Consider the following 16487-nt stretch of genomic DNA (forward strand, 5'->3'; position numbering starts at 1 on the left):
TTCTCCTTTCGAGTTCGCGTTGATGAGAGAAGGAGCGCCAGGCGGCCCGTCCGGCGACATAGATCTGTCGCCCCGACGACGCCCGGCGCGGTACCGGATGGCGGCGGCGCAGCAATGAACTGGCACTGTGCAAAGTCACTTTGTCTCCGTGGCGCGGCCCGCGCGCAGGCGATGCCATTCGGCGGCGTGGCGCACGGTCAGCAGCGCGTATTCCGCATCGTCGACGTGCCAGCGGATGTAGCCGAAGAAGTTGCGGCGCTCGTCGCGGGTCGGCCGCGCCGCGCAGTAACGGGCCGCGCACGAAATCCAGAGATCGACGAGCCCGAGTGACCGGCAGGCCTGAAGCAGCATGTCGGCGGCAAAGGGGGAAAAGAGCGGCTGCAGGAATGCGGCGGCCTGCTGGGGATCAGTACGCGCGACGACGCCCAGCTGTCGCATCGCGCACGCAAGGCGCCGGTCGTCGTCGCACGCGAGCTGGATGCGGGCGCGCTCGGGGTTGCAGCAGCAACGCTCGATTGGGAAACGCGGCGCCACTTACCTGCGGCCCAGTTTGGCGAGACGGCCGGCCGTCCTGATCAGGCGCTCGAAGAGGCGCTGGCCCTTGCGGCTGACCACCGTCAGCTGTTCCGCCTCGTTGATGTCGATGCGACGGTCGGCGACCGCACGCACGACCTCCGATGCGACCTCGCCGACATGCGCCTGCAGATGCAGCGTCGCGCGCGTGAGCGATTCGACATCGTGGTGATCGTCGGTGGCGTGTTCTGCCGCGTCGACACTACGCTCGGCGATCAGGCCGAAGCGCTCATTGAGCGCGTGTAACGGGTCGAGCGCGAATGGCGCGCTTTCCTTCTTTTCCTGCATCCATTCAATCAGCAGCTCGAACATCTCCATCGACAGGCGGTTTTCGCCCTCCCCGCGCAGACGCAGCCGCAACGATTCGGTGGCGATGCCCTTGCCACGACGCAGGGTCAGGAAGTTCGCCGCGTCTGCCACGCCACCCGGCGTATTGCGGACCGACGTGTAGAGGACGTCGAGCCATTCGGTACCACTGTATCGGCACGTCATTGCAGCCCCGATTCTTTGGATTGGGTGTTTTTCATTCTGTTTACCGCGACCCGGCATCCGTACGATGCGAACATGACCCGACCAGCGATAAACGCCATGCTCAGGAAACCGTCAGTGCGTCGTGTGAGCGCAATCGGCCGCCGCCGGTTGCTTGGTGTTGGCCGAAAAATAGTTAAACAGCGCCTCAACATTGGAGACTCTGGGGTCTGCGACCCGACCGAGAGCAATCTTGGTGAGCGTGTCGTAAGGTATGCCGGTGGCATCTGCGATCGACCGCCACTTGCCCTTTGTCTCCTGCAGGCAGCGAACGACAGTCGCCAACCACGTTTCCTCGTTTTCATTCATCGCCGCGCCCTCACGCCATAGTGAAGCCCGATATTAAGTCTTTTATGGCTATTTTTCAAGGCAACTTTGCCATGAACTTAGACACATGTGTCTAGCCATATTCGGCAACATTCCTTCATGAAAAAGCCGTCAATCCGGGAAGTCCTTGCCGCCAATCTAAGCCGGCTAATGGATGCGCACCCCGTTCTCAACACTCAAATGCGACTTGCAACGCGCTCCGGCGTTGCACAACGGACGATCGGCCGAATGAAGAACGCCGAGGTAGACCCGCAACTGGGACACGTGGAAGCAGTGGCAGACGCACTGGGGGTCAGCCTGACTGAGCTATTGACCGACAAGAGCGCGCAATCTCCGTCGTTGGAATATGATGAAAAGAGCCTTGCCGAGTTGTCCGCAGAGGATCGCGCAAAGATCCAGGCATTCATCGACTTCATCCTCGCATCGCATCGAGCGGACGCGGCCGACACCGGTACCGCACTGAACTTCTCAAAAACTATTTACCCAACGGCGGCACAGAAGGAAATGGCAGGCCGCGTAGCTCAACGTCAATTATCAAACAAAACGTTGAGCATCGATGAAGACCAAAAAACACCACGGGGCGGAAAGCGCAGACGTCGCTGATCTGGCCCAGTATCGCGCGCGGCTAAGGGCGGCCGACGCCAGCACAACCAGCGCCACAAGCTCCCAGCAAGAGAGAGTTGATCGAGCCCGAGAAGCGGTTCTCGCGCAAATCGACTCACTCAGCTCTCCCCCGATCGCCTTCGCAACGGTGCTGCTGTCCCAAGACGGCACGGTCACCCTTGCGGCCACCGGCATAGAACCTGAATTCGCGCCTGCTATCGAATCGGGGCTGCTGGACTTGCAGCGCCGCATCCGAGCGCACAGACTCCGCCATCAACCACGCCCGCGGGGCAGCGCTGGCAGAATTGGGATGATTCCCCTCCTGTCCACAGCGTTCCTTGCCGCAATCTTCATCAACCAAATCGCGTGGGTCGACGTCGCCCTGTCACTGGCGGCGCAACTCACGATTGGTTTAAGTCTTAATCCCCGGCGCCGGAACGGCTAGCTAGACAACGGCGACTCGTCGCACTCGCGAGTCGCCGTCCTGCCGTCGATCACTCGCGCGAATTAAGTCATATATGGCTTGACTAGATAAGCCATAAAAGACTACATTCCTCCGTGACGCGCTTTCGCGTCTAACCGGAGATCTGAATGAAAAGCATCGAAATGAACGGAGAAGCCCGCCAGTCGTGGCTTCGACGCGAACAGGGTTTGCCGACCGAGCCCGCGGACGGCTACACCGTAGTGCGCCAAAGTGACTTTGAGAGGTCCAGGATCTGGCGGGCGATCTTCATCGCAGCGGCGATTGCCGTAGGCATTGCGCTGTTCCAGCCCGCGCCCGCCGACGCGCCCCCGGCCACCGTCCCCGCAAAGGCGACTGCGTAAGCCGCTGCGATGGCCGAGCGAATTTCCGTCACCGACGTCGACATCGCCCGCGAGTTTCGACTCCGCCGCGTCGCCGGTCCGGCCATCAATGCCCTCAAGAATCCCGCCTTGCGCCTGTGTCTCAGGAATTGCGCCGAGTTGCGGAAAAAACAGCGCCACGCTGACCAACCCACGCCAGACGGCAAACGTCTTGCCTCCGGCGATTCGGACTAACGCCAAATGTACAGACCGATGTCAACATCGCAGATCGACACCGGACGTAGAGATACGATCGGCCTTCGAACCATCGTCAAATACGACCCTATGGCTCCGCGTCCAACGACGCCCATCCTCGTCGGAAAATATGTCGTCGCGCGAAAGCCCATAGCAGATAGCGTTCACACCCTTTACATGATCATGGACGGCCGCGACGTCGTCCGTACGCAGATCTCCTATCCAAGTGTGGCCGACTGCGAGGGTGCTATCCGGGCCGCCGCAAACGCGCGAACGGAAACCGCGCGTGCGCTTGCAAAGGCGAAAAAGTCGGCCAGGAAAGGCTGGCAGGCGCGGCCGATGCGCGTGAAGGAGGCGGCATGATCTTTGGTCTGCTCGTCGCCACCACGACATGTATCGCCGTCTGGCTCCTGACCGGCTCCGCGCAGCAACGCGCAGTCGGCGCAGTGTTCGGCCTGATCGATTCCATCCTCTGGCTCCTCGCCGGCGTATCCGCCGGCAAGCTCATCATCGTCGCCATCGCCGCGTTCTGCGCGCTCTGCTTCGCGCGACCATTCCTGCGCAGCTATCGCTACGCGCGAATCCGGAGACACTATGTCAAATAATCTCTCCCCGATCTGCAAGGCGCTGATCGCGTTTTTCGCCGGCCAGCGTGACCCGCTCACGATCGACGACATTGAAGCGGCGTTGCCGCACGCCGACCGGCAGGCGCTCCGCCTGGAGTTGCACCTGCTGGTGTGCGCCACAGTCGTGCGGCAGGCAATCCGGCGGTCGGACGAACGCCTCGTGTACTGGCTCGCAGGCATTGCGATCGCTCCGTTCGACGGCACGCTGTTTCACTACGCACCGGACGCGACCTTTGCCGACGTCGGCGGTATCCCGCCGAGGCGGGAGGTCAACAATGGCTAACGCGCGCTCGTTACTGGAAGCCGAACCGATTGTCACCGGCAACACAAAGGCCGCGGTCAAGGCCGCTGGCGGTGGATCGTCGGATCTCTGGACTGTCCCGCCCGACCAGATTCACTACGATCCGCGCGACAACGTTCGCCCGCTGGATCAGGACCGCGTGCGGCACCTCGCGGAACTGATGAAGGCGAATGGATACGACCGGAAGAAACCGCTCGGGTGTTTCGTGCGCAAGGTCGACGGTCAGGACCGGATCTTCGTGTATGAAGGCCAGCACCGCTATCACGCTGCCCTGCTCGCCATCAAGGAAGGCGGGTTCGCGAAGGACAAGGAGATCGACCGGCTGCCGGTCGTAATCGATGAAGCGAAGTCGGTGAATCGCGTCAACCTGATTTACGCCGGCATCACGAACAACGACGGCGAGAAGCTGACGCCGCTGCAGCTTGCGGAAAAAGTCGTGGAACTGCAGGAATTCGGCGAATCGAACGCCGCGATCTGCAAGCGACTGAACGTCACCGACCAGACCATCCGTGATGTCCTGCTGCTTGCGAACGCACCACTGACCCTGCAGGAGCTCGTCCGCAACAAGGTCGTTTCGTCGACACTGGCGATTGAAGAAATCCGGGCGCACGGCGGCGAGAAAGCCCTTGAGCGGCTCCAAAGCGCCGCAGCGCAGGCTAAGGCAGGCGGGAAAGCGAAGGTCACCAAGAAGGCGCTCGCGAAACCCACGGCCCACAAGGTCACCGAGGCGCATGCAAAGCAACTTTTGCAGGCGCTGCAGTCGGTTCTGCACGACCCTGTGTTCGGCAAGCTCTCGCCCGGCACGATCGCAGCCGTGCATACCGCTCTTACTCCGCATGCGGACTTGCTCGATGCCGTGCCGACCGGGCAGACCGTGCATCCCATCCATGTTCCGAATGAGCACGGTGCCTTTGCAGACTGCGAGAATATCCGGGCTCCGATCACCGGACGTTATGGCACTCACCCCGCGCAAATTCACCTTGCACAGCCCGACGTTGGCGTCTGGATCTATTCGATCAGCGCGCAAATCGGCCATTGCGCGAAAACTGGACTGCCCTCGATTCGCCACTTCGACGCGACGTTTCCGACGCGCGGCCAAGCCATACGGGCAGCCGTGAGTGAATTCACGGCCCTGCTTGAGCGACCGAATGTTAAGGGTGCAAAGGAGCTTGCGACAGTGCGCAAATGGCTGGACAAGCTCTGGACGATGCCCGACCCGGACTGGACCGAAGAAATAGCAAAGGAGTCCGCTAAATGATGGTTCTCCCGGCCACTTCTACCCCACGTCCGCTGCCGCGTAAGCGGGGTGCGGCGGACAAACGCCCACGGCTTTCCTTCGCTGGCGCCGTCCCGGCGCACGCATCGAACGACGACGTCAACAGCAGCGGGCTGGCGCCCGCAAAAGCGATCCAGACGAACGAAGCGCCGCTCGCGCGGCGAAAAGCTATCCAGAAGAAGGAAAGCGAGTCGGTTACCCGACTCGCAACGATCGCGCGAATCGAAGCCCTGCGCCTCGAGATCCGCAAGCTGGTCGAGGTCGTCGCACTTGGCGCGGATATCGAACTGCTCGACCTCATGCGCGACGAGGTCGGCAGCTATAGCCGGCATAAAGCTGCGCAAGAGGCACGCACGTGGGCGGAACAAGCGCGTCTATCCATCGAAACAGGGTTGATGCAGCTCGACCGAGCGATCAATCCGATGTCGTAGTAACGACCCGACATAGAGTGTGTCAAATGAATACTGTTTTTCTTTTGATGGCGCAGTTCGGCGCACGTGCGGTCATTCCGATTGATGAAGTCTGCCGCTCGTACTTCCCGCACCTTGAAGTGGACAAGCTGCTTCGAAAGATCACTTACGGAGAAATCAAGCTACCTCTCGTTCGGATCGAATCATCGCAAAAAAGCGCAAAGGGCGTATACGTGCAGGACCTAGCCAACTACATCGACGAGCGCCGCGCAGCAGCAAAGAAGGAATGCGATCAGCTCGCCGGCATCGCGTAATCCTGCGAGGGCGCAATCACATCCAGCCACTTCCAGTTTTCGTACTTGTCGCCCACCTTGCGCACGTGCGTGTAACGCTTCAACGTATTCCAGCTGCGGTGGCCACTGACTGCGGCCACCCGCTGGATCGTCCATCCCATTTCCGACAACCTGCTCGCGCCCTCGTGCCGTAGATCGTTCAGATGCAGGTCGTCAATCTCCAATAGCTGCACTGCGTTCGTGAATGCGGTGCTCGCCGTAAGAGCGCGGTACGGAAAGATACGATCGTCCACTCGCGGCTGCGCCTTGACGATCCGCAATGCTTCTGGCGTCAGATCCACCCAGGTGTCGTTTCCCACTTTTGTGTTTGGGTGTTTCAGGTCGCGGACCATAACGCGACATCCGTCCTCATCGAGGTCGTCCCAACGAAGCCGGCAGATTTCACTGATTCTTCGCAGCGAAAAAATCGTGAAGGCTGCCAGCACCTGCATCGGAATACTGTCGGGCGTTCCGTCCCGCACCTTACCGAACTCGGCCATTATGCGATCCATCTCATCTAGCGTTGGGCGACGTTCACGATGCTTTGATCGGCCAACAAGCCCCATTCTCGTCAGCGCGACGCGCGCGTCCGCGACCACCGAGGCATCGACCGGATAACCCCAGGCCGGCCGGGCCAAGGTGATCACGCTGGACAGGTGCGCGAGATAGTGGCCACGCGTCGATGGCGCGACCTCAACCGTTCGCATGTAGGCAACGATGTCCGCGCTTTCGAGCTGCGCCGCCTTCACCTCGCCCAAGGTTGAGCCGGAGATCTGGTTCAGGATCATTCTCTTCGTACGGTCTAACGGCTTGCCCAGTTCCGCGATGTATCGCTTGATCATTTCCTTGACTGGTGGGTTCTCCTGCAGCGCGGCCTTCAAACCGTCGGCGTGCGATAGCGCGGCCTCGCGCTGCTTAATCCAGATCTGCGCCGCCTGCCGACGTTCAAACGTCTTGGTTTCCTGATGCAGGACCTTGCCGGCCTTACGCACGCGGACTTGTGCCTTATACGAGGTGCTACCGTCCTTGTTCTCTCTTGGTGTAATTGTGCCCATCTCTGCTCACTTGCCTGTAGTGTGGTGCCACGCGAAAATGGCACCCATTTTGGAGCCTTGGCACCGCAAAAACAAGAGGAAACGAGAGACCACCCGAGCAAACAAGAGGTGCATCGATCGGCGTCAATGCCACGCCAGTAAAGGATATCGCCGTCTACCAAGGGTTACAGGGAGAAGCGCACCGGCAGCGCCGTCGAATACTTGATCTGTTCCATCGCAAAACTGGAGCTCACGTCGTACAGCGGCACGGCGGCGATGAGAAGCTTGTAGACGCGATCGTAGTCGTCGATGTCGGACACCACCACGCGCAGCAGGTAATCGGTTTCGCCGCTCATCCGGTACACCTCCACTACCTCCGGAATATCCTGAACCGCACGCGTGAAGCTCTGCGCCCACGCCTCGGTATGCTGGTTGGTGCGCACCGCGACGAATACGGTCGTGCCCACGCCCAGCTTGCGGGCATCGCAAAGCGCCACCTGCGCGCGAATCACGCCCGCCTCTTTCAGACGCTGCAGCCGTTTCCAGCAAGGCGTTTGCGACAGATTCACCCGCTGCGCCAACTCGGCGATCGGCATGGTTGCGTCTTGCTGCAGCAGTTCGAGCAGCTTCCGATCGATGATGTCCATTCCCATTCTGATGCCTCTGTAGGAAATTATTCTACTTTTAAGACTTCGAGGGGAATTATATGGAAACTCTTTCTCCGGGGAAATCGGTATAAATGTCGCTATTCGAAATAACCGACAAGCGGCAGCGCAGCCGCGCAACGATCATGAGCCAAAACCTTTCTTCGACGCCCCGCGATCGTTTCCAGGCCCACGGCGGGCAACCGGCTGAAGCGGCCCGAACCGCCTCGGACGTTCAAGCCCGAATTCGAGCCGCCGCGCCGTTGCACGACCACGGCAGCGCGCCTCTCAAACAGTTATGCGACGCGCTCGACGCGATCTTCGAAGCCTGTTCGACATGTCCCGAGCCGTCGGATTCGGCGTTGTTCGCGCGCGGTATGCGTGTCGCCCTCGCTGAAGCCGCGGCCACCCCCGACTTGCTGACGCCGGCACAACGCGAAGGCGCGGCGGAGAATTACCGTCGTCATCTGCTCGCCGCCGATCCACATGGCCGCTATGCGATTGCCGCGCTCGTGTGGCTGCCGCAACAGGCGAGCCCCGTGCACGCGCATCACACGTGGTGCGGCTACGCTGTGCTCGATGGCAGCTTGAACGAAACGATCTTCGAATGGAATAGCGCGCGGCAATGCGCGAGCGCCGCGCGGACGCAAGCGCGCAATCGCGGCGCGGTGTCGTTCGCACGCGGCGGACGCGGCGCCATTCATCGGCTGGGCAATGGCACTCTTGCGCCCGCCGTCTCATTGCATGTCTACGGCGTGGCGGGCGCGCGAATCGCCACGCATGTCAACGACATCGTGCGCGTGACCGAGGCGCCGGCGCGCGTTTGAAAACTCACGCCTTGCGTGCGCCGCGCAGGCTGCGGCGCACCACGAGCGCAATCAACTCTTGCCGCCCGCTTCTCCCGCAGTGGGAATCTGCGGCGGAATCGGCGCGGTCTGTCCGGTTGGCGGCGGCGCCGGACGCGGTTCGTGCGACACGTCGCGCGCCACCGCGACCGCCGCATGCGCGGCCCGCACCGACGACGCCGTTTGAACCTGCGCATGGGCATGGCCGTGCGCACCGGACTCAGGCAACGCGTCGTCCCCGAAAGGCTGACCTTCGCTATCCTTCGACGACGTGAACAAGCGCATCTGCGGCAGCGGAATCTCAATCCCGGCTTCGTCCATCTTGCGCTTGAGGCGCAGATTGAACGCGCGCGCCACGCTCCATTGCTGCAGCGGCCGGGTCTTGATCTGCCCTTTTACGACCATCCAGTTCGGATCGAAACGGTCCAGCCCCCACACCTCGATCGGCCCGAGCATCTCGCGCCGGTAACGGAAGTCCGCCATCAGGTCGGCGCCGACTTCGCGGATCAGCTGCGTGATCTGATCGACGTCCGCGGAGAACGACACCCGCACTTCGAACACTGCGTAAGCAAAATCGCGCGACAGGTTCTTGACGATCTTGATCTGCGAGAACGGAATCGCGTGAATCGCGCCCTGGCCGTCGCGCAGGCGCACGGTGCGGATCGACAGGTGCTCGACGGTGCCCGCGTGGCCGCCGTCCACGTCGATCCAGTCGCCCACGGAGATCGTGTCCTCGATGATGATGAACAGGCCCGTGATGAGGTCGGTCACGAGCGACTGCGCGCCGAAACCGATCGCGAGGCCGATCACGCCGGCGCCCGCCAGCAGCGGCGTCACGTTGATGCCGAGGTTCGCCGCGGTCACGATCCCGGCGATGGTCATGATCGAGACGAGCAGCACATTGCGCACGAGCGGCAGCATCGTGCGCGCGCGCATGCTCGGCGCGCGCGACTTGTTGCGCGGACCGCCCGGATTGAGCGCCTCGGTGATCGCCGTGTCGACCAGGATCCAGAGCAGCCACGCAATGAACACGGTCGCGATGATCGCCGTCACCGCATGCGCGATACCGCGCGCCGCAACGTTCTCCTCGACCACGGCCGCGAGCGACACGCCCCACAAACGCGCCGCCAGTTCGAAGAAAAACAGCCAGATGAAGAGCGTGAGCAGCGTGCCGCAAAAGCGCAGCAGGCGCGTCAGATACGGCGAGCGGCGGCGGGCGCGCGCGCTGCGCGGACGCGTCATGCGCAGCACGATGGCCGACAGGAAGAACGCCAGCACCAGCAGCAACGCCGTCACCACCGAAATCTGCAGCACGTTCTCGCTGGTGCCCGAGCCGCCGAGCGTGGCTATCACCGAGGCGGTGGCGAGCACCAGCACGGGCACGTGCCACAGCGCGGCGAGGACCTCGAAGGCGTCGGTCGCCGCCTTGTGATCGTTGCGCTGCTCGTAAGGCCGATTGCGAATCAGATGCGCGACCGGCCGGCGAAACGCGAGCGCGAAGTAGCCGGTGAGCACGGCGGCCGTCATGTTGGCCGCGGTCGAGATCAGCGCCGCGAGATTCGTTCCGAGTTGATGCGCGACGTCGTAATTGACGGCCGCATCGCCGAGCGCGCCGCATATGCCGATCACGAACAGCGCACGCCGCGCATGATCGATCAGAAGACGCACCGCGATGCGCCGATGCCCCGAGCCGAACAGCGAAAACATGATCAAACAGATCGCGGAGAACACCGCCCCCGCCACGATCGCGTAGGCGACCACCATGCCGAGCGTTCGTCCGAGCGCATCGGGCATCGCGCGCACGAACAGCAGCGCCGCGACAAACGCGATGATCCACGGTCCGACGCGGCGCAGCGCGAAGATCAGCAGCTCGCGCGTGGTGGGATTCGGATTCAGCCCCATGACGATGCCGAAGCGCCGGTACAGCCGGTGTTGTCCATAGATCAGCGCGCCGGCGCACGCGCCCCAGCCGGCGAGCATCGCGATCATCGAAAACAGCACGCGGCCGAAGCTCTCGCGCCCCTGGCCCGAGATGATCGTGAAGAGTTCGTTGCCGGCCGCGTTGAGGCGACCGCCCCAATAGCGCACCGGCGTGCGGCCCTGATGCATGTCGGATTCGAACGACGCGATGCCCGACGCGATCGCGCCGAGGAGGCCGGCACTGGCCTGCGTCTGCGCCGGCACCGGTGGACCGACGTTCTGCGAGACGTCGCGTAGCTTCTTGAGCTGGGCGACGAGCGCGGTGCGCTGCCGGTCGTTGTCGAGCGTGGCGATCACGCTGTCGAGCGAGCGCGCCAGTTCCGCCTGGCTCGCGGGCGACGGCGCGGACGCCGCCTGCGCCGCGGATGCGCCCGAAGCGGCGGACGCGGGCGTCGCCGTGGCGCTGTTGATCAGGCTCTGCAAGGCCGGGATAACCGGCGTGCTGCTGCCGGCGGCCTCGGCGTTGGCGGGCGTGCAGCCGGCGTAGAGGATCAGCGCGAGGAATACCCCGGCCACCCATGCGCCGAGCCACGCCGCGACGCGCGTGGGCGAGGTGGGGTGGACGTCGCCCCCGGCATGAGGAGAAGGAAGATGAAAGGTGGCGCGAGTCGCCGGTTGCCCGCCGTTGAACGGCGCAGCCTCGGACTCACGCCGCGAAGAGCGTGACTGCATGGCGATCCGTGAAAAAACGGGAGACGCCAGTGTAGCCGCACTTTTATCGGGCGCGACCGAACATGCGTAACGGAATGTTAGGGCGCTTGCGCTCGGCAGCGGGTGTGGGGATCGCCCTACCCACCGCGCCGCGGGCGCCTGCCTGCCAGGCCAGGCCGCGCCATTCAGGCTCAATAGGCGACTGTCGCGATCTGACGCACGAAGCGGCCCTGCTCCAGTTCGTCGACGAAGGCGATTGCGTAGTCTTCCGCGGAAATGCGGCTATTGCCTTCGGCGTCGGCCAGCAGCGCGCCCGTGCCGGTGCGGAATTGGCCGGTGCGCTCGCCCGGTGCGATCAGCGCGGCCGGCGCAAAGAAAGTCCAGTCGAGATCGGCGACGCCACGGTAGTAGTCAAATGCGTCGCGGTGCGCGAGCGCGACCGGCTTGTAAGCGTCAGGGAAACCCTCGGTATCCACCAGTTGCTTGCCCGGCGCGACTTCGAGCGAACCCGCGCCGCCCACCACCACGAGGCGCTTCACGCCCGCCGCGCGCACGCCTTCGACCAGCGCGCGAGTCGCCGTGGCGAGCGCCGCCTCGTCACCTTGCGGCGGCGCGTAGGCGCTGGCGACGACGTCGTGCCCGCGCACCGCTGCGCCGACGCTCGCGGCGTCGAGCAGATCGGCTTGCGCCGCCTTCAGGTTCGCCACGTCGGCCGGCACCCGCGCCGGGTTGCGCGCCAGCGCCGTCACCTCGTGCCCGCGACGGGCCGCTTCCGCGGCGATCCGCGAACCGATCGTGCCGGTGGCGCCAAACAACGCGATCTTCAACTGTTTGCTCATTTCGATGCTCCTTTGATTAGCTTATATGTAACTATATTGATTACATATAAGACGGAAAAAAGAGGGGTGGGTACCCCTTGATTATCAGGCGCGCGCGCTGACTGACAAACACGCGCATTCCCGGACTGCTTGCTCACGCCTTATCGATGCGAACGCCGCTTGCGCTCCCTGACCCGCTCCGCGCGCACGACATCCGCCGTGGCATCGGCTAGCGTGCGGGCGCCGAGCGATGCTTCCATGGCCTGCTGCGCTTCGTCGATGATGCCGCTCAGCACGCCTTGAATATTACGGCCGACCATGCACGCGGGATTCGGCTCTTCCCGATGCAGCCCGAATAAATGTGGATCTTCCACCGCACGGTATATCTCGAGCAGGCTGATATTCCCGGGCGCCCGGGCGAGCAGCGCGCCGCCGCCCGCGCCAAGCTGCGAGGTGGTGAGGCCCGCCTCCGCCAGCATGCCCAGCAAACGCCGGATCAGTGCGGGATTGGTGTTCACGCTGCCCGCAATCATCTCCGACGAAAGCGGCACGCCCTGCTGCAACGACAGCAGCGCAAGCACGTGCACCGCAAATGCGAACCGGCTACTCGTATTCACAACACCCCTGCCCGGCGACCACAATATGTAACCATATTAATTACATTTGACCGGGCCGTCAAACGTTCGCGCGCGCCGGGGGTCGAACGGACGGTCACTTGTCCATCTGCTTTTGCGCGTCGCCGGAATCGCCCGCTGCGGACGAAGACGCCGCAGCGTTCGTCGATGAAGCGGTGCTCTGCGCGGACCACTGCTGCAACTTGCGGCCCGCGGTCTCCAGGCTCTGCCCGGTCAGCGCGGCGGCCTTGCCGAGTTGTGCATTGGCCGCGCTCGCGGCGCCTTGCAGATTGGCCTGCGCGCCCGAAGCAAGCGCCTTGGGGTCGATAGTGACCGACGGCGCGGAGGCCGAATCGAGATTCTGCTGCGCGGCGGATTTGGTCGCGTCGACCTGCTGGCCGATGTAGCTAGCCGCCTGATCGAGCTTTTGACCGGCCGCTTGCGCGGCGTCGTTGAGCTTGCCGGCGACCTGCCCGGCGGACGCATCGTTTTTCTGGCAGGCCGTGAGGCCGCCGAACACGGCGAGAACCAGAACGACACGGTGCAACAAAGGCGAACGGATGGATGAAATCATGTTTGAGTGTGAGCCGCGCCAAGCGGCTTCCGCATGCGAAAACGCGCCAATGATACGCCGTCGCGTGGCGCTTTCGCCCAGCATCGGCCGATCGTCCGGATCGCGCTGCGAACGCGGGCGCATCTGCTGGCATTCCGCGCCATTCGAACCCGTTCATTGCGTGCGGCGTCGCGGTTCTGTCAAACGCGTTGGGGTAGACTGGCTTCGCTTGGATGAGCGTGACGAGCGCTTGGTGTGTTCCGTTGATCAACTGGAGGCATACGATGGCAGCAAAGAAGATTCTGTTCCTGACCGGCGACTTCGCCGAGGATTATGAAACGATGGTGCCGTTCCAGGCACTGCAGGCAGTCGGCCACGTGGTCGACGCGGTCTGCCCGAACAAGAAGGCGGGCGACCGGATCAAGACGGCGATCCATGATTTCGAGGGCGACCAGACTTATACGGAGAAGCCTGGTCATCAGTTCACGCTCAACGCGACCTTCGACGATGCCGATCCCCGCCAGTACGACGCGCTGGCAATCGCGGGCGGCCGGGCGCCGGAATATCTGCGGCTCGATCCCAAGGTAATCGAAGTCGTGCGGCAGTTCGCCGAAGCGGGCAAACCGATCGCCGCGATCTGCCATGCCGCGCAACTGCTGGCCGCCGCCGACGTGATTCGCGGCAAACGCATTTCCGCCTACCCGGCGTGCGCGCCCGAAGTGAAACTGGCGGGCGGCGACTATGCCGACATTCCGGTGGACGCCGCGATCACCGACGCCAACTTCGTCACCGCGCCCGCATGGCCCGCGCATCCCGAGTGGCTGCGCCAGTTCCTCGTGCTGCTCGGCACCCGGATCGAACTCTGATCGAAGTCCAGTCGAGGTCCGATCGAGCCGGATGCCACCATCCGGCTTTGATCCGGCCATGATCCGACTCCGGGTCAAGGCGAGCGCCATGCCCTCATGGCCTCGCGCATTGACCTAAACCGCGCACATTTTGAGAGTAATCCGATAGTTCGCAGCGAAACGGCTTTCTATAGTCAACGGTTGACTTTGGAGTGCCTTTCGATGGAACTGACTGACTGGATCGTCGTGCTCGTCGTCACGTTGATGGCGATCGCTTTTTTCTGCGGGCGCACGCCCGCCAACTGGTCGCGTGAAAACCGCGCGCGGCGTCTGGCCGGCGCGCGCATGCTGGTGCTAGCCGCATGCTCGCTGTGGGCGGCGCTGCTGCTCGCCGCACGTGGCCTGTTCGCGCTGGACGGCGTGCTCGGCTTGCATCCCGCGCCGCTCGAGGCATTGACCGGCGTCACGATCCTGATCGTCTGCGCCTGCTACTGGTTGATTCGCGGCAGCAAGCTGCTCAAACCGCGGCGGCTCTTTAACGCCTGCTGATCACCGGACACCGACGCCGGGTTCGGCATTGGGGGCATTCAGCGCCGCGCCGCCACCCGAACCTTGGCTGTCACGCTCATCCGAGCCCATGCGCGCCTCGCGCACGTCACGCATCGCATCAACGCCGCCCGCCTCCAGCGGAACCCGCGGATCGGCAACCGCCTGCGCATTGCGCGCCCGGGCTTCGGGTAGCGACACATAGAACGTCGTGCCCTCCCCCTCTTTCGACTCCACCCAGACACGCCCGCCGTGCCGCTCCACCACGCGCCGCACGAGCGCGAGGCCGATGCCCTCGCCCGCCACCACATTGCCGTGCAGCCGCTGAAACGCATTGAATAGCCGGGGCAATGCGACCACCGGAATCCCTAGCCCGTTATCCCGCACGTAAAAGATCCGCAGCGAATGCACGCCGAGCGGCGGCGGCGTGGTCCCGATTTCGATCCTGCCCTCGCGGGCGGGATCCAGATAATTGACCGCGTTGCCGATCAGATTCGCGAATACCTGCTCGAGCGCGGTGGCGTCGCCCCACACCGCCGGCAACTCGTCGACGCTGATCTGCGCGCCGCGCGCCCGGATCGAGCCTTGCATCGCATCGATCACGCGCCGCACGATATCGCGCACCTCGACCTTCTGCTGACGGTATTCGACGCGGCCGACACGCGACAGCCGCAACAGCGCGTCGATGATATGCGATGCCCGCAGCACGGCCGTTTGCAGATAATGCAACGCCTCGCCGATGTCCTCGTCGACCACCCGTTCGATGCGCTCGCGCGTCCCAGCGCCAAGCGACGACTCGCGCACCGCGACGCGCAGTTCGTCGCACGCGCGGATCAATTCCTTCGAAAAGCCCTGCAGATTCACGAGCGGCGCACGCAGATCGTGCGACACGCTGTAAATGAACATCTCGTTCTCCTGGGTCTGCTGCCGCAGGCTCTCGTTGATGCGCGCCAGTTCGGCGGCGCGGCGCGCGAGGTCGGCGTGGAAACGCGCCTGGATGCGCTCCGCCTCGAGCAGGCGCCGGCTGGTTTCATGCAAGGTCAGGTCGAGCCGGGCGATTTCATCGCCGCCTGCTGCGATCGGCGCCAGCGGCTCGTTGCCCGCGAGGCGCCCGGCGTTGTCGGACAGCACGGCGAGCCGGCCGCGCACGCCGCGCGTGAACAACCAGACGGCCAGCGCGACGAACAGCAGCGAGCCGAACACGGCGGCGCCCACGAGCATCTGCTGCCGTTCGCGCGCGGCATCGGCGGCGTTCAGGCGCTGCATGTCGAGACGCCGTTCCTCGCTCTGGAATGCCACCACCTGCTGACGGAAGCGATCGAGCACATCGGATTGAGCGAGGTCGCGAAAGCGCTCCAGCACGTCGGGTCGCCGCCGCGAATGCAGCATGTCCTGCATGCGGTCGGACCACTGGCGATAGGCTTGCACCGATTGACGCAACTGAACCACGCGCGCGACTTGCCGGGGGTTGTCCGCGACCAGTTCGGCAAGCTGGTCGATGCGGCGGTCGACGTCCATCCACAGTGCGAGCGGCGTGGCGAAACGGCTGTCGTTTTCCAGCACCGCGCCGCGCAGCGCGACCGATTCGCCGAGCACCGGCTCGAGAATCGCGGTGGTCTGCCGCAGCACTTCCTGGCTATGGAGAGCCCAGCGCTCCGCTTGCGCCGAATCGGATTGCGCCTTGACCAGTCCGGACAGCAGCGCCAGTTCGAAAAGCGCCGGAATCGCGATCAGCAGCAGGCCTTTGGTGGTGAGTCTCATGCGTGCGCATCGGAAGTCGGGGGCCGGCAGATCATGCGCGGGGAGCGCACATTATGTCGACGTTTCCAGCGGAAAATAAAGGGGCGCGCCATTTATTGGGCGCAATCGGCCATGGCAACCTGCGCGCACATGCGTTGCGCATCGGGCGGCGGGTATTCGGCAGGCGAGCACTCGAAAATATC

The 16487-nt window shown here is 63.6% G+C and carries 23 protein-coding genes; 13 read left to right on the plus strand and 10 right to left on the minus strand.

Annotated features, from left to right (window positions below):
* Positions 1-135: 135 nt before the first annotated feature.
* The 3 genes from CUJ90_RS11435 to CUJ90_RS11445 all read right to left on the minus strand — a co-directional run bounded on the left by CUJ90_RS11435 (position 136) and on the right by CUJ90_RS11445 (position 1410).
* Positions 136-534, minus strand: coding sequence for a hypothetical protein (locus CUJ90_RS11435; protein WP_114162750.1), 399 nt, complete (start codon positions 532-534; stop codon positions 136-138).
* Entirely contained in the window at positions 535-1065 is a 531-nt protein-coding gene (locus tag CUJ90_RS11440; RefSeq protein WP_110404823.1) for a phage regulatory CII family protein, read from the minus strand.
* Positions 1066-1176: 111 nt separating this feature from the next.
* Positions 1177-1410 (minus strand): hypothetical protein, encoded by a 234-nt coding sequence (locus CUJ90_RS11445; RefSeq protein ID WP_083083969.1) that lies wholly within the window; start codon positions 1408-1410, stop codon positions 1177-1179.
* A gap of 117 nt (positions 1411-1527) precedes the next feature.
* On the opposite strand from CUJ90_RS11445, the gene CUJ90_RS11450 reads away from it, so the two are divergent.
* The 10 genes from CUJ90_RS11450 (at position 1528) to CUJ90_RS11495 (ending at position 5996) form a co-directional block, all read left to right on the plus strand.
* Positions 1528-2031, plus strand: coding sequence for a helix-turn-helix domain-containing protein (locus CUJ90_RS11450; RefSeq protein ID WP_083083970.1), 504 nt, complete (start codon positions 1528-1530; stop codon positions 2029-2031).
* Entirely contained in the window at positions 1985-2476 is a 492-nt protein-coding gene (locus CUJ90_RS11455) for a hypothetical protein (RefSeq protein ID WP_083083971.1), read from the plus strand. Before CUJ90_RS11450 ends, CUJ90_RS11455 begins: the two co-directional genes overlap by 47 nt.
* Before the next feature lie 146 nt (positions 2477-2622).
* Positions 2623-2856: a hypothetical protein gene (locus CUJ90_RS11460; protein ID WP_083083972.1), complete on the plus strand. Its 234-nt coding sequence runs from the start codon at positions 2623-2625 to the stop codon at positions 2854-2856.
* Between the two features lie 9 nt (positions 2857-2865).
* Positions 2866-3069, plus strand: a complete 204-nt coding sequence (locus tag CUJ90_RS11465) for a hypothetical protein (protein WP_083083973.1) — start codon at positions 2866-2868, stop codon at positions 3067-3069.
* An 18-nt stretch (positions 3070-3087) separates the two neighbouring features.
* Positions 3088-3432, plus strand: coding sequence for a beta-hexosaminidase (locus CUJ90_RS11470; RefSeq protein WP_227470770.1), 345 nt, complete (start codon positions 3088-3090; stop codon positions 3430-3432).
* A complete protein-coding gene (locus tag CUJ90_RS11475) occupies positions 3429-3674 on the plus strand; it encodes a hypothetical protein (RefSeq protein WP_083083975.1) in 246 nt (81 codons plus the stop codon). Before CUJ90_RS11470 ends, CUJ90_RS11475 begins: the two co-directional genes overlap by 4 nt.
* Positions 3664-3978 (plus strand): hypothetical protein, encoded by a 315-nt coding sequence (locus tag CUJ90_RS11480; protein WP_083083976.1) that lies wholly within the window; start codon positions 3664-3666, stop codon positions 3976-3978. The genes CUJ90_RS11475 and CUJ90_RS11480 overlap by 11 nt, the downstream gene beginning before the upstream one ends.
* Positions 3971-5254 (plus strand): ParB/RepB/Spo0J family partition protein, encoded by a 1284-nt coding sequence (locus CUJ90_RS11485; protein ID WP_083083977.1) that lies wholly within the window; start codon positions 3971-3973, stop codon positions 5252-5254. Before CUJ90_RS11480 ends, CUJ90_RS11485 begins: the two co-directional genes overlap by 8 nt.
* A complete protein-coding gene (locus CUJ90_RS11490) occupies positions 5251-5703 on the plus strand; it encodes a hypothetical protein (protein ID WP_083083978.1) in 453 nt (150 codons plus the stop codon). Before CUJ90_RS11485 ends, CUJ90_RS11490 begins: the two co-directional genes overlap by 4 nt.
* Before the next feature lie 26 nt (positions 5704-5729).
* The gene (locus CUJ90_RS11495) at positions 5730-5996 is read left to right on the plus strand and encodes a pyocin activator PrtN family protein (protein WP_073430028.1); all 267 of its coding nucleotides are present in this window, start codon (positions 5730-5732) and stop codon (positions 5994-5996) included.
* Here the strand turns inward: CUJ90_RS11495 and CUJ90_RS11500 are convergent.
* Together CUJ90_RS11500 and CUJ90_RS11505 are read right to left on the minus strand one after the other, a co-directional pair.
* Positions 5975-7069: a site-specific integrase gene (locus CUJ90_RS11500; protein WP_083083979.1), complete on the minus strand. Its 1095-nt coding sequence runs from the start codon at positions 7067-7069 to the stop codon at positions 5975-5977. The two genes, CUJ90_RS11495 and CUJ90_RS11500, sit on opposite strands and share 22 nt — an antisense overlap.
* 164 nt (positions 7070-7233) lie before the next feature.
* Positions 7234-7701, minus strand: coding sequence for an Lrp/AsnC family transcriptional regulator (locus CUJ90_RS11505; protein ID WP_083083980.1), 468 nt, complete (start codon positions 7699-7701; stop codon positions 7234-7236).
* 137 nt (positions 7702-7838) lie between these two features.
* Here CUJ90_RS11505 and CUJ90_RS11510 point away from each other — a divergent pair, with 137 nt between their 5' ends.
* Positions 7839-8519 (plus strand): cysteine dioxygenase family protein, encoded by a 681-nt coding sequence (locus tag CUJ90_RS11510; RefSeq protein ID WP_114163531.1) that lies wholly within the window; start codon positions 7839-7841, stop codon positions 8517-8519.
* Positions 8520-8570: 51 nt separating this feature from the next.
* On the opposite strand, the gene CUJ90_RS11515 is transcribed toward CUJ90_RS11510, so the two are convergent.
* The 4 genes from CUJ90_RS11515 to CUJ90_RS11530 form a co-directional block, all read right to left on the minus strand.
* Positions 8571-11189 (minus strand): mechanosensitive ion channel family protein, encoded by a 2619-nt coding sequence (locus CUJ90_RS11515; protein WP_114162751.1) that lies wholly within the window; start codon positions 11187-11189, stop codon positions 8571-8573.
* A 170-nt stretch (positions 11190-11359) separates the two neighbouring features.
* Positions 11360-12007 carry an NAD(P)-dependent oxidoreductase gene (locus CUJ90_RS11520; protein WP_114162752.1) on the minus strand — a complete coding sequence of 216 codons (648 nt, stop codon included), beginning with the start codon at positions 12005-12007 and terminating at the stop codon, positions 11360-11362.
* Between the two features lie 140 nt (positions 12008-12147).
* Positions 12148-12603 carry an Rrf2 family transcriptional regulator gene (locus CUJ90_RS11525; protein ID WP_114162753.1) on the minus strand — a complete coding sequence of 152 codons (456 nt, stop codon included), beginning with the start codon at positions 12601-12603 and terminating at the stop codon, positions 12148-12150.
* Between the two features lie 94 nt (positions 12604-12697).
* Positions 12698-13174, minus strand: a complete 477-nt coding sequence (locus CUJ90_RS11530; RefSeq protein WP_073430108.1) for a BCAL1086 family glycoprotein — start codon at positions 13172-13174, stop codon at positions 12698-12700.
* A 263-nt stretch (positions 13175-13437) separates the two neighbouring features.
* On the opposite strand from CUJ90_RS11530, the gene CUJ90_RS11535 reads away from it, so the two are divergent.
* Both CUJ90_RS11535 and CUJ90_RS11540 read left to right on the plus strand, forming a co-directional pair.
* On the plus strand, positions 13438-14019 hold the full coding sequence (locus CUJ90_RS11535; protein ID WP_083083984.1) for a DJ-1/PfpI family protein: 582 nt from the start codon (positions 13438-13440) through the stop codon (positions 14017-14019).
* Between the two features lie 201 nt (positions 14020-14220).
* Positions 14221-14547: a hypothetical protein gene (locus tag CUJ90_RS11540; RefSeq protein WP_114162754.1), complete on the plus strand. Its 327-nt coding sequence runs from the start codon at positions 14221-14223 to the stop codon at positions 14545-14547.
* On the opposite strand, the gene CUJ90_RS11545 is transcribed toward CUJ90_RS11540, so the two are convergent.
* The gene (locus CUJ90_RS11545; protein ID WP_114162755.1) at positions 14548-16305 is read right to left on the minus strand and encodes a sensor histidine kinase; all 1758 of its coding nucleotides are present in this window, start codon (positions 16303-16305) and stop codon (positions 14548-14550) included.
* Between the last annotated feature and the right edge of the window lie 182 nt (positions 16306-16487).

The sequence above is a fragment of the Paraburkholderia terricola genome (genome assembly GCF_003330825.1).
Lineage (GTDB): Bacteria > Pseudomonadota > Gammaproteobacteria > Burkholderiales > Burkholderiaceae > Paraburkholderia > Paraburkholderia terricola.

Bases quoted from the DNA above. Each gene is read 5' to 3' on its own strand.
- CUJ90_RS11440 (WP_110404823.1), bottom strand. From the start codon at position 1,065: ATGACGTGCCGATACAGTGGTACCGAATGGCTCGACGTCCTCTACACG.
- CUJ90_RS11445 (WP_083083969.1), bottom strand. From the start codon at position 1,410: ATGAATGAAAACGAGGAAACGTGGTTGGCGACTGTCGTTCGCTGCCTG.
- CUJ90_RS11450 (WP_083083970.1), top strand. From the start codon at position 1,528: ATGAAAAAGCCGTCAATCCGGGAAGTCCTTGCCGCCAATCTAAGCCGG.
- CUJ90_RS11455 (WP_083083971.1), top strand. From the start codon at position 1,985: ATGAAGACCAAAAAACACCACGGGGCGGAAAGCGCAGACGTCGCTGAT.
- CUJ90_RS11460 (WP_083083972.1), top strand. From the start codon at position 2,623: ATGAAAAGCATCGAAATGAACGGAGAAGCCCGCCAGTCGTGGCTTCGA.
- CUJ90_RS11465 (WP_083083973.1), top strand. From the start codon at position 2,866: ATGGCCGAGCGAATTTCCGTCACCGACGTCGACATCGCCCGCGAGTTT.
- CUJ90_RS11470 (WP_227470770.1), top strand. From the start codon at position 3,088: ATGTCAACATCGCAGATCGACACCGGACGTAGAGATACGATCGGCCTT.
- CUJ90_RS11475 (WP_083083975.1), top strand. From the start codon at position 3,429: ATGATCTTTGGTCTGCTCGTCGCCACCACGACATGTATCGCCGTCTGG.
- CUJ90_RS11480 (WP_083083976.1), top strand. From the start codon at position 3,664: ATGTCAAATAATCTCTCCCCGATCTGCAAGGCGCTGATCGCGTTTTTC.
- CUJ90_RS11485 (WP_083083977.1), top strand. From the start codon at position 3,971: ATGGCTAACGCGCGCTCGTTACTGGAAGCCGAACCGATTGTCACCGGC.
- CUJ90_RS11490 (WP_083083978.1), top strand. From the start codon at position 5,251: ATGATGGTTCTCCCGGCCACTTCTACCCCACGTCCGCTGCCGCGTAAG.
- CUJ90_RS11495 (WP_073430028.1), top strand. From the start codon at position 5,730: ATGAATACTGTTTTTCTTTTGATGGCGCAGTTCGGCGCACGTGCGGTC.
- CUJ90_RS11500 (WP_083083979.1), bottom strand. From the start codon at position 7,069: ATGGGCACAATTACACCAAGAGAGAACAAGGACGGTAGCACCTCGTAT.
- CUJ90_RS11505 (WP_083083980.1), bottom strand. From the start codon at position 7,701: ATGGGAATGGACATCATCGATCGGAAGCTGCTCGAACTGCTGCAGCAA.
- CUJ90_RS11510 (WP_114163531.1), top strand. From the start codon at position 7,839: ATGAGCCAAAACCTTTCTTCGACGCCCCGCGATCGTTTCCAGGCCCAC.
- CUJ90_RS11515 (WP_114162751.1), bottom strand. From the start codon at position 11,189: ATGCAGTCACGCTCTTCGCGGCGTGAGTCCGAGGCTGCGCCGTTCAAC.
- CUJ90_RS11520 (WP_114162752.1), bottom strand. From the start codon at position 12,007: ATGAGCAAACAGTTGAAGATCGCGTTGTTTGGCGCCACCGGCACGATC.
- CUJ90_RS11530 (WP_073430108.1), bottom strand. From the start codon at position 13,174: ATGATTTCATCCATCCGTTCGCCTTTGTTGCACCGTGTCGTTCTGGTT.
- CUJ90_RS11535 (WP_083083984.1), top strand. From the start codon at position 13,438: ATGGCAGCAAAGAAGATTCTGTTCCTGACCGGCGACTTCGCCGAGGAT.
- CUJ90_RS11540 (WP_114162754.1), top strand. From the start codon at position 14,221: ATGGAACTGACTGACTGGATCGTCGTGCTCGTCGTCACGTTGATGGCG.
- CUJ90_RS11545 (WP_114162755.1), bottom strand. From the start codon at position 16,305: ATGAGACTCACCACCAAAGGCCTGCTGCTGATCGCGATTCCGGCGCTT.